This is a genomic window from Paenarthrobacter sp. CAP02, assembly GCF_040137855.1.
Taxonomy (GTDB): Bacteria; Actinomycetota; Actinomycetes; order Actinomycetales; family Micrococcaceae; genus Arthrobacter.
Genome location: NZ_JBEEII010000002.1, coordinates 184,662 through 195,991, shown reverse-complemented (window position 1 = coordinate 195,991; position 11,330 = coordinate 184,662). Strand labels below are relative to the sequence as shown.

At 65.5% G+C, this 11,330-nt stretch carries 8 protein-coding genes; 4 read left to right on the top strand and 4 right to left on the bottom strand.

What is annotated here, in order from left to right; genetic code table 11:
* Positions 1–3 precede the first annotated feature (3 nt).
* The 4 genes from ABHM97_RS03770 (at position 4) to sufU (ending at position 7,465) form a co-directional block, all read left to right on the top strand.
* Positions 4–2,658, top strand: a complete 2,655-nt coding sequence (locus tag ABHM97_RS03770; RefSeq protein ID WP_349469654.1) for a helix-turn-helix transcriptional regulator — start codon at positions 4–6, stop codon at positions 2,656–2,658.
* 469 nt (positions 2,659–3,127) lie between these two features.
* Entirely contained in the window at positions 3,128–5,551 is a 2,424-nt protein-coding gene (locus tag ABHM97_RS03765) for an AAA family ATPase (RefSeq protein ID WP_349469653.1), read from the top strand.
* Positions 5,552–5,639: 88 nt separating this feature from the next.
* Positions 5,640–6,965 (top strand): cysteine desulfurase, encoded by a 1,326-nt coding sequence (locus ABHM97_RS03760; protein ID WP_349469652.1) that lies wholly within the window; start codon positions 5,640–5,642, stop codon positions 6,963–6,965.
* 44 nt (positions 6,966–7,009) lie between these two features.
* Complete coding sequence (gene sufU, locus ABHM97_RS03755) at positions 7,010–7,465, top strand: Fe-S cluster assembly sulfur transfer protein SufU (protein ID WP_235519402.1); 456 nt, start codon at positions 7,010–7,012, stop codon at positions 7,463–7,465.
* Positions 7,466–7,489: 24 nt separating this feature from the next.
* Here the strand turns inward: sufU and nhaA are convergent, their stop codons facing one another.
* The 4 genes from nhaA to ABHM97_RS03735 all read right to left on the bottom strand — a co-directional run bounded on the left by nhaA (position 7,490) and on the right by ABHM97_RS03735 (position 11,241).
* Positions 7,490–8,800 carry a Na+/H+ antiporter NhaA gene (nhaA, locus tag ABHM97_RS03750; RefSeq protein ID WP_349469651.1) on the bottom strand — a complete coding sequence of 437 codons (1,311 nt, stop codon included), beginning with the start codon at positions 8,798–8,800 and terminating at the stop codon, positions 7,490–7,492.
* A gap of 133 nt (positions 8,801–8,933) precedes the next feature.
* Positions 8,934–9,155, bottom strand: a complete 222-nt coding sequence (locus tag ABHM97_RS03745; RefSeq protein ID WP_211713203.1) for an SCO4848 family membrane protein — start codon at positions 9,153–9,155, stop codon at positions 8,934–8,936.
* A gap of 1 nt (position 9,156) precedes the next feature.
* On the bottom strand, positions 9,157–9,654 hold the full coding sequence (locus ABHM97_RS03740; RefSeq protein ID WP_211713204.1) for a DUF2505 domain-containing protein: 498 nt from the start codon (positions 9,652–9,654) through the stop codon (positions 9,157–9,159).
* A 48-nt stretch (positions 9,655–9,702) separates the two neighbouring features.
* A complete protein-coding gene (locus tag ABHM97_RS03735; RefSeq protein ID WP_349469650.1) occupies positions 9,703–11,241 on the bottom strand; it encodes an SDR family oxidoreductase in 1,539 nt (512 codons plus the stop codon).
* Positions 11,242–11,330 lie beyond the last annotated feature (89 nt).

Sequence of the window (11,330 nt, the reverse complement as noted above, 5' to 3'; positions counted from 1 at the left end):
CCCATGCAGGCTGAGCACCTTGTAGGCCGGGACTCAGAGCTGGCCTTGGCCACGGAGATATTACGCCAGGAGGGTGCGGGGGCTGTGCTCCTGCTCGCGGACCCCGGCATCGGCAAGACTGCCCTGGCGGCCGAGATCGCCGCCCGCCTCGCCGGCGAGATGGTGGTGATGCGGATTCACGGAAGTCCCGCACTGTCCGCTGTTCCCTATGGCGTCCTGGCGCCTTACCTGCTGGATCTTCCGGTGGAGCAGGCGACGTCCCCCGTAGCGATACTTCGTGAGTTCTGGTCGCAGTTCGAGAGGCGCCGCGGCGGAGAAGGTGCCCGCCTGCTGCTGATCGTCGATGATGCCCACGACCTCGATGAAGGCAGTACCCAAATCCTGGCCGAACTGGTGACGGCAGGCTGGGCCCGGCTGGTGGCGACCAGCAGGCCTCGTCCTGGCCTGCCGCCGGCTTTGCTCCAGCTGTGGTACGACGGACTGGCCGAACGGCTGGAACTACACCCCTTGGAGAAGGACAAGGTCACTGAACTCGCTGAGAAAACCCTTGGCGGAACGGTCATGGCGAGCGTCGCTGAGGTGCTGCACACCCTTTCCGAGGGCAACCCCTTGCTGCTGCGTTGCTTGCTGGACGATTCACGGGCCGATGGGAAGCTGGTGCGCCGGAACGGCATCTGGTTCCTGACAGGTGCCCTCACCGGGACGGGCGAAGGCCTGGCCGAGGTCGTGCGGAACAGGGTCCTACGGACCAGCGAGGCGGAACGGGAGGCCATGTACGTCATTGCCCTGTCCGAACCCGTCCCCGCCTCGGTATTGGACGCCCAGGTTGGCAGGGACACTGTAAGGGCGTTGGTGGACAACCGCATGGTCGTATCAACCAACGGTCCCGGCGGCCCCCTCAAAATGTGGCATCCGCTGTACAGCGAGGCTCTTCGCCAGATCGTTTCGCCAGCCCGCAGCCTGCAAATCCGCCAGAGGATGGTGCAGGACCTGCTCTCGGAGCCGCCAACGGCGGAAGGGTTGCTCCGCATGGTGAGCTGGGCGCTGGACTGTGGCGCCGACGTCGAGGATGACCAGTTGCTCCAGGCCGCCTTCCTGGCCGCCAGGCTGCTCCAAAATCCGTTGGCCATGGCGGCAGCCCGCAAAGTCCGTTCGGATGCGCTGCAACCGCGGGCACGTGCAGTGATGGCGATGGTGCACTACCACGACGGCGACTTCCGCAGTGCCGCGCGCTTGTTGGAGGTGGACTCCGGGTTCCTGGACGCCGACCCGTCGGGACCCCTGGGTACCGGCTTGTTGTGGGCCGCGGCCAGGACCGCAGCCGGGGATTCATCCGGAGCGATCGTGGCCGAGGCCCAGGCCGCTGCGGAAGCCCTGGTGAAGGGGCTGCCGGAGGCCATGAGCGGGCACGTGGGCAGGCAAGCCCGGGTATTGGAGTTGGCCGCGTTGGCCTACGACGGCCAGTACGGGGAACTCCGCGAAGGTTTGGAACTCTTTGCTGCGGACCTTGACCCGGAACAAGCGGATTTCGTCACAAACCGGATCTCCCTGCTGGCCATACAGTGTGAACTGCTCACCGCAGAAGGCCAGCCTGTGCAGGCAATGGAGGCGGGCCGGGAGGCTTTGTCGCTCCTGGACGGGCGCACGGAGGACCTCCTCTACTTCCGCGACTTCGTGGTGGTCCGCTATGTGTTCGCAGCCCTGGAGTCCGGGGACTGGGATGCAGCGAGCTCCGCGCTTGACGGATACGCCGCAAGCTCGGCCATGGGCCTCATTGTTTTCGGTGGAGGTATCCAGGCACTGAAGGGGTTGTCGCTGCTTCGGCAGGGCCGGCTGGAGCAGGCGACGGAGATGCTGACCCCCGCCGTCGAAGCCCTCGGGGTCACTGATCCTCAGCGCTTGCGCGGTCTGGGCGCCGCACTGGCGCTGTACGCCGCGGCCAGGTCCGGTGATGCCGCCCTCGCCCACCGGTTGGCAGGCGAGCAGGACACCAACGGCTCTGGCGGAGCATATGTGGATTCCCTGGCCGAGATCTTCAGGCTGGCCGGCATGGAACTCATTGAGGAGGGCTCCGGTTTGCCGGCACTGAGGCAGATCCCTGCGTCCCGGCCAGTGCACGGCCTGCCAGGTCTTTTGCTCCAGAACCTTGTCCTCAGGGCCGAACTCGGTGAAGCGGAAGCCATGGAGTCCATCAGGGCAACGGCGTCGTCGATGGCGGGGGCCTGGGCGGCCGGCTGGCATTCTTTTGCCGCAGCCGACTTGGCCGGTACGGGCCAAGGGTTCGTCAACGCGGGAAACCTGTTGGCCGCTGCCGGAATGCCGGGCCCCGCAGCTGTGACTTTTGACAAGGCTGCGGCAACTTTCGATGCCGAAGGAAAGCGTCCCGAGGCCAGACAAGCGGCGGTCCTGCGGGACGTCAGCGAGGCGAACCTGGGTGACGCACTGGTCCATGATCCGCAGGCCGACGCGGATAGGTCGGTCCCATTGACGCGACGCGAGCAGGACATTGTTGCGTTGGCGGTCTCGGGACTGACTGACCGGCAGATTGCCGAGAAGCTGATGGTTTCGGTGCGTACCGTGGAAGGGCACCTGTATCGGAGCTACGCCAAACTGGGTATCCGCCGACGCGAAGACCTTGGGGCTGCGGTCCGTCCTTGAGAGGACCAAACCGAGTACCTGCATGCAGGCTCCCGCGCTACTTGCGCCGGGATCCTGCGGTGTTTAACCATTCACTGGAGTAATGCCCGGATGTCCCGTGTCCAAACCAAGTAGTGCCCGCCCAAGGGACTGAGTACAACACAGTATCGGGGTCCGGAAAGCCCCCAACTATTCGAGTACCAACTACTGATGTACGGAATTTGCGGTCCCGGCAGTATTGATCTTGGAAGAACGGTTCAGCCCCAAGCATCACCGGGATTCCGAAAGTCGCATCATCCGCATCGGTGGTCTCCAGAACCGATGCTCCGGCCACCGCAAGGTGATCCGGCCCTGGACGAAGCCGGCGGCGACAGAGTCTTCTGAGACCGAGACTCTCCCCCCAGCCGTCGCCGGCTTCTAGGCCAGGGACCCGCGAATCGCGGACCCCTCAAATTTCCCGGACCATGGGACTGCTTCTAGTGGAGTGTGCATGCTGCCGGATCCTTGGCTGGACGAAGACACCGTCACAGCCGGACTGCGGCCATCGCCCCTCCCGGACCGGACACAGCTTCTGGACATCATTCTTTCCTCAGTACCATCGCCATCCACCAGCGGGATCGTGGTTGCAGGTGACAGCGGATCGGGAAAGACCCATCTGTTGCTCTCCGTCAAAGCAGGACTACCCGAGACCATGGACGTGCGCACCTTCGCGGGGACCCCCGAATTGAAGGCAATCCGGTATGGCGCGTTGGGGGCCTTCGAAGCCGACGGCGGTGATTCCGTTCTGCCGGGCCTGCATGTCCTCCGTGCCCTCACCAGTTCGCTGGGGCCCGCCGCGCACCTGTACACCCCACCTCCCGGAAGACGCCGCAACAGGAAGCCGACCCCGCCGTCGCGACCCCCGCTGGTCCTGCTGGTGGACGACATCCACGACGTCGACCCGGCGTCGTTGGCTGTCCTGCTGCAGCTCATTCCGGGCTTCGGGGCCACCCTGGTGGCAACCGCCGACAGCCGCCGGCCCCTGCCCCCGGATCTCTACCAGCTCTGGGAGGAAGGCTTCCTGGACCAGTACTTCCTTCCCCCTTTTACGTTCAGTGAGGCGCACGCCCTGTGCGAAGCCCTGCTGGGCGGGCAGGTCCAGCGACGGGCCAGCAGCCTGCTCTCGGCTATATGCGGCTTCAATGCGGCCCTCCTCTGCCTGGCGATCGCTGACGCCCGAAGCGCCCGTTTGCTGGTGCAGCGGGAGGGCTTCTGGACCATTGACGTCCGTGCACACTGCGATTGGCCGCGGGTTGTTGAGCGTGTCCGCACCGAAAACGCTGCGGGGACGTCGGAAGAGCGGCAGGCCCTGGAACTCGTTGCGCTCGCCGAACCGATAGGCCTGGACGTCGTGGAGCGCCACTTTGGCCACGGGGCCGTGGAACACCTCCTTGCTTTGCAACACGTCAGGATGCTCGCCGGCAGCCCGCCTCTGCTCCGCACAAGTCCGTGGCTGCGTGGCGAGGCGACCCGACTGTCGGTTCCCCGGTCCAGGAGCGTGGCTTTGCGTCTGGGAATCGAGGATCCGGCGCTCACCAGGGAGTCCGCGCCTACCTTGCTGCGATGGATGACGTGGACACTGGACTGTGGACTCTCCCTTTCGGATGAACTTCTCCTGGCTGCGGCGCCCGCCGCTGACAGGCCGTCGACGGCGGAACTTGCCATGCGGGCAGCTGCGGCCGTCTCGGATCCGGGCCACCGGGACGAAGCGAGGCTCCTCCGGGCCCGGGCGCTGCTCGCCGAGGGCCAACTTCGCGAAGCAGCCCCGGAACTTCGTGGCCTGGCTGTAGGAGGAGAGTCGCCGGCCGTCAAGTCAGATGCCACGCACCACCTCATGGCGCTGGAGCTCCTCGGGGCCGTTCCAGGTGTCGAGCCGGATGCTGCGGAACCGTGGTCCCTGGTCGCCGGCAACGTCCGGGACACCGAACGCCTCTTGCTCGCCGGCGCCGTGCCGGAGGCGCTGCAACGGTCCTCAGCTGCGATGGCGGCACTCGACGCGGACCCGGCCTTGGGGATGTTCCGGCCGGCAGTTCTGCTCCGCCACGCCATCTGCCTGAGGTACAGCCTGGCGTGGGACACCATGGACGCACTCCTGGATTGCCCCGCCCCCTACGCCCTGCCGGCGAACCTTGCCGTGTGCATGGATGTCGCCCGCGGATATGCCGAGCTGGTCCAGGGGCTCGCCAGGGCAGCACGACGCACGTTGAGGCCGGTGCTGGCAGAGTTGCACGACGCCGGCCTTCCGCAGGTACTTTCGCTGGCGGCCGCGTTGTTGGCCTACGCGGAGGCCCTGTGCGGAAATCCGGAGGCCGCCCTGGAATGTGCCGGTCAAAGCGGTTCCGCACTGACCGGACACGATCCCGGGGCGCTGCTGTCCAGGCTCAGCGCGCTCTACGTCGCGGCGGCCCGGGATTGTGTCGCCGGGCGGGATGGCTCCTCCGGCCAGCCGGCCCATTTGATCCAGCTCGCAGGAGAGAGCCGTGGGGACCGGACCTTTTTGATCGAAGCCGAGGCGCTCTCCCTCATCGCGCTGGACCCCCACGCGGCCGCCGTCGACGATCCCGCCAGCCAGCGGCAGCTGGCCGAAGCAGCCGCGGTCCTGCAGGGTGCGGCCGGGGCTTCCCTCGCGATGTTTGCCAAGGCGTTGATGGGAGATGAGCCAAAGTCGCTCGAGGCTGCGGGCCGGAGCCTATCGGAGGATCGGCTGTTCGCCCACGCCGCCATGAGCTACTCCCGCGCCGCGCGCGGCTATGAGGCCAAGACCCGGAGCGCGGCAAGCCGCCGCACCACGATGCTGGTCAACAAGTTGCTCACCGCTTTCGACAGCGGCGCTGTTCCGCCGCTGGGGTGGGCCCCCGGGCGGGCCGGCAGCTAACGTGCTGTAAGGCACACCCCCTGCTCCGCACGCCGGAGGTCTCCGTGGGATAATAGGGAGTCCCTGAAGAATTTCCAAGGAGCGTCCCTTGACTGCCGTATCAACCCCCGCCTCACTCCTACGGTCCGTGCCTGCCATGGACAATGCGGAGGTGTTGCGGATCCGGAACGACTTCCCGGTGCTGGATCAGTTGGTCAACGGCAAACCGTTGATCTACCTCGATTCCGGGGCTACGTCCCAGAACCCGCTCAGCGTGATCGAGGCCGAGCAGGAATACTACGAGCAACGCAATGCTGCTGTTCATCGTGGGGCGCACCATCTGGCGGTCGAAGCCACGGAAGTGTTCGAGGACGCCCGCCAGACTGTCGCGGACTTCATTGGCGCCAATTACGAAGAAACAGTATGGACTTCCAACGCCACCGAAGGCCTGAACCTGGTCAGCTACGCCCTCTCCAACGCCGCGCTGTGGGCCGCGCAGGGCCGTGGTGGCGCCGCGTTGAAGGATCTGGCTCTTGGCGCGGGTGACGAGATCGTGGTCACCGAAATGGAGCACCACGCCAACCTGATCCCGTGGCAGGAACTCGCCTTCAGGACCGGTGCCACGCTCAAATACATCCCCATCACGGACGACGGCGCGCTTCGTCTGGATGTTGCGGCGGAAATCGTGGGGGAACGGACCAAAGTGTTGGCGTTCTCGCATGCCTCCAACGTCTTGGGAACCATCAACCCCGTGGCGGAGCTCGTGGCCCTGGCTCGTCGTGTCGGCGCTTTGGTGGTGCTGGACGCCTGCCAGTCCGTGCCGCACATGCCGGTCAACGTCAAGGACCTGGACGTCGACTTCGCTGCGTTCTCCGGCCACAAAATGCTGGCACCTACCGGTGTGGGCGTCCTATACGGCAAGCAGGAACTCCTTGATGTCCTGCCGCCGTTCCTGACCGGCGGTTCCATGATCACCACGGTCACCATGGAACGGGCCGAGTACCTGCCCGCCCCGCTGCGGTTCGAAGCCGGGACCCAGCGCATCTCGCAGGCAGTGGCCCTGGCAACTGCCGTGAACTACCTCGCCGAAACCGGCATCGAGCGCATCCATGCATGGGAATCGACCCTGGGCCAACGGCTGGTCAGGGGGCTGGAAAGCATCGACGGCATCCGTGTTGTGGGTCCTGCTTCGGGCTCTGAACGCATCGGACTGGCTGCCTTCGATGTCGCCGGCGTGCATGCCCATGACGTCGGCCAGTTCCTGGACGATCGCGGAATCGCGGTACGCGTCGGCCATCACTGCGCGCAGCCCCTCCACCGCCGCCTGGGTTTGACGGCCACCACCCGCGCAAGCACATACCTCTACAACACCACGGACGACGTCGATGCTTTCCTTGACGCCGTTTCCGGGGTCCGGGCCTACTTCCAGGCCTGAACACCGGGTTTCCCCCCAGATACTTAGTTAGGCATCAGCGCATCATGAGTCTTGACCAGTTGTACCAACAGATCATCCTGGACCACTCCAAGCAACGGCACGGCAGCGGGCTCGCGGAAACTCCAGCTCCGGCCGGCGCCACCACCGGACAGTCGCATCAGCTGAACCCGGTCTGCGGGGACGAGGTCACGTTGCGGCTCGCTGTGTCGGACGGGACCGTTCAGCAGATCAGCTGGGACGGCGCGGGTTGCTCCATCTCGATGGCGTCCGCCTCGGTGCTCAGCGACATGGGCGAAGGCATGTCGGTGGAGGAACTGCACTCGGTGATCGAGAATTTCCGCGAGGTCCTCCGATCACGCGGAAAGGTCCATGCCGACCCCGAGATCCTGGGCGATGCCGCCGCGTTTGAGGGCGTCGCCCGCTACGCGGCCCGCGTCAAGTGCGCCATGATCTCTTGGGTCGCGGCCGAGGACGCCCTCAACCAGGCCACAACCACCTAGCAGTCGGGCGCAGCAGCGCTTCGGTCAGCTGCGGGCAAAGACGTCAGGCACGCCGTCGCCGTCGTCGTCCCTTTCTTCGTCCGCTTGGACCTGGCGGTACCGCCGGTTACGGGCCTTAAGGACGACGGCGGCCAGCAGCGCCGAGATCAGGGAACCTGCCAGGATGGCCACCTTGGCGTGGTCGTTGTGCGCGGATCCGGCGCCGAAACTGAGTTCGCCGATCAGGAGCGAGACTGTGAACCCGATGCCGGCCAGCAGGGCGAGCCCGAAGAGGTCGATCCACGCAATGCCTGAGTCCAGGCTGGCGCGCGTGGTCTTGGTGACCAGGAACGTGGTTCCGAAGACGCCCACGGCCTTGCCCACCACCAAAGCCGCCACGATGCCCACGGCAACGGGGTCCGTCAGTGCTGCACCCATCCCATCGAATCCGCCCAAGGCTACGCCAGCGGAGAAGAACGCAAAGACGGGGACCGCGAATCCTGCGGAGAAGGGCCTGAGCTTGTGTTCGATGTGCTCGGCAAGGCCCTCGGCGGGTTCCCCCTTCTTTCCGTTGGTCAGGACAGGAACGGCGAAGCCCAGCAGGACTCCGGCGACGGTGGCATGGATACCGGAGGCATGAACGAAGCCCCAAGTAGCGAGGGCCAGGGGGAGCAGAAGGTACCAGCTGCGGATCCGCTTTTGGACGAGGAACGCGAACAGGCCCAAGGGAACCAGGGCGGCCAGCAGCATGAGCGGCTGAAGCCCGGTTGAGTAGAAAAACGCGATGATGCCGATCGCTATGAGGTCGTCCACCACGGCAAGTGTCAGCAGAAAGGTCCGCAGCGCCGCGGGGAGGTGCGTGTTGATCACGGCGAGCACAGCCAGGGCGAAGGCAATGTCCGTGGCTGTGGGGATCGCCCAGCCCTTCAGGGTTTCCGGGCTGTTGAGGTTGAAGAGGACGTAGATCAGGGCGGGGACCAGCACGCCACCGATGGCTGCTGCAACCGGGACCACCGCCCGGGCCGGTTTGCGGAGTTCCCCTGCGACGAATTCGCGCTTGAGCTCAAGTCCGGCGAGGAAGAAGAACACCGCCAACAGTCCATCCGAGGCCCAGTGGCCGAGGCTGAGTTCAAGGTGCCACGGTTCGTAGCCGATCCTGAAGTCGCGCAGGGCAAAATAGCCGTCCGCTGCGGGGGAGTTCGCCCAGATGAGCGCAACCACCGTGGCTGCCAGGAGGAGGGCCCCGCCGACCGTCTCGGTGCGGAGGATGGAGAGGATGCGGCGATACTCGGGGTAGCTGGACCGGGCAAAGACTTTGCCGGGCTGCTTGGTGGCTGCGGGGGGCTTCTGGGCCACGTCGGGCTCCTAACTCGCGGGAAGGTCAAAGGGGAGCACAATGACTCCGCCGACCAGACTTCCCGGCACACCAGTATCCATCTTACCAACCAGGGGACAGCATGTGCTGTCCCCTGGTTGGGTAGGCGCAGCGTCAGGCGACGAGGCCCGCGACGCCGATGGCCGCCGTCGCAAGGCCAAGCACCATGGAGATGGTGACCAGCACGACGTGGACCGTAAGGAACTTGGTGGCCTTGCCGGCAGCGTCCCGGGCGCGGGGATCCTTCATGACCCGCTTCAGGAACTGCGGCCACACCGCCAAGGACCAGACGCCGGCAACGATCAGGACGACGGCCAGGATCGCCGGAATCTCCACGCTAGTGGCTTTCGAGCCAGGCCTGGGCCTGCTGCGACTGGATGTTCAGGGCCTTGCCCACCATGGGCTCCGCAGCGTCGGCGATCTTTCCGCCAAGGAACGGCACCGAAGAGGACACCGTGCCATCGAGTTCGATGCGCGTGCTGGTGCCGTCTGCCACCAGGCGCTGGACGGCAGTCACATCAAGGGGAGCACCCGAGATCTTCAAGGCGATGTTGCTGGAGCGTGAGCCGTCAGCAGCAGGTGCTTCCCACTGTTCCTTCTGGGTGACCGTCAGGGTTTCGCCAACGAACTTGCGGGCAATGTCCGGCAGGCGCGTGGTGGGCAGGGTACGGACCGTGGTGGTGTTGAACGCACCTGCAGGGTCGCCTTCGATGGTGAACGATTCCAAGGAACCGCCCACCAGCTCGCTGGTGTGGCGCAGGAAATCCTCGTCGATGAAAACGGCCGCTACGCGGTCGACACTGTGCGGCAGGGTGGTGGATGCACTCAGGGCCATGGGTCCTCCGTGGATGGTATTGGTGAAGCTTCTTAGCTCCCAAACATCCTACGGGGTCTGGGTGGGCACCCCTGAACCCTGCTCCTGGCCCGCGTCCTGAAGCGTGATAGCCGCCGCTGAAATGTTGCGGGCCATGGACGGGAAGATGAATCCGTGGAAGGGGTACACGCCCAGCCAGTACAGCCGGCCGGCCAAACCGCGGGGGAAGAAGATGGCGCGCTGCTTGTAGAGGCTGCCCTCGCCGTCGGGCTCAACCCCCAACTCCAGCCAGGCGCCGCCCGGGGCCCGCATTTCAGCCCGCAGGCGGAGCAAACGGCCGCGGTCGATGGCTTCGACGCGCCACCAATCCACCACTTCGCCCGTGTTCAGCGTTTTCGGATGACGACGTCCCCGCAGGAGCCCGGCCCCACCTTGCAGCTTGTCCAGCCAACCGCGTACCCGCCACGCCAGAGGCAGCGAGTACCAGCCGTTCTTGCCGCCGATGCCCTCAATGATGGTCCAGACGTGTTCCGGTTTGGCTTCGCTATGGAAGGTGCGCTCATCAACGTAGACCTTGTAGCCGGCCCAGTCCGGGTCGCTTGGCAGCGGGTCGGCGTCGATGCCTGCGTTGGCCCAAGTGGTTTCCACCTGACCGTCCCTTTCCTTGCCCAGCGCCAAAGCGACGGCGCGGCGGTAGGACGTCAGGCCGCCGTCGGGCTGGGGGATGTAATGGTCGACGTCGTGCTCCCGCGAGATGGCGTCGTGCTGCAGCGACTGGACCAACGGCAGGGACATGGACAGGGGGATGGGGGTGACCAGCGCAACCCAGAGCCCGGCAAGTTTCGGTGCCGGAACAGGGAGCGCGATGACCAGGCGCCGGGGGAGTCCGCGTTCCACCGCGTACTCGTTCATCATCTCCTTGTATTTCAGGACGTCGCGGGAGCCGATGTCGAAGGAACGGTTCAGTTGCTCAGGCAGGGCCGCCGCTGCCACCAGGTAGTGCAGCACGTCCCGCACAGCGATGGCTTCGATCCTGTTGTTGACCCAGCTGGGCGCGGGCATGACCGGCAGGGTGTCGGCGAGGTGCCGGATCATTTCAAAGGACGCAGAGCCCGAACCGATCACCACACCGGCCTGGAACACGATGGCATCAACAGGGGATTCGAGGAACACCTTGCCCACGGTCTCGCGTGAACGCATGTGGGTGGAAAGTTCGGTGTTCTCAGGGTGCAGACCGCCCAGGTACACGATCCTGTCCACTCCGGCATCCGCAGCGGCTCCTGCGACGAGCCGCGCCATGGCTTCTTCCTTGGCTTCGAAACCGCTGCCCGACGCCATGGAATGCACCAGGTAATACAGGACCTCCACACCGCTGAGGGCATCGGCCAGGCCTTCGGAGTCGGACAGGCTGCTTTCCACGATCTCGACGTCGTCATGCCACGGTACGTCCGCGATCTTCTGCGGCGTACGGACCAGGACTTTGACCTTGTGGCCGGCCTCGAGGAGCCGGGGGACCAGCCGCCCGCCGATGTAGCCGGTAGCGCCCGTGACCAGCACGGTCCTGGGCTGCCGGGGGTTGTTGGAATGCGTCGCTTCGGAAGGTTGCAAGAGAACTCCTGTGGCTGGGGGAGGGGTAGGCTGGAATGACCCGGCATTCTGACGAATTTCCGGGCATTTGTGTTGCCTGCCCTTGGAAC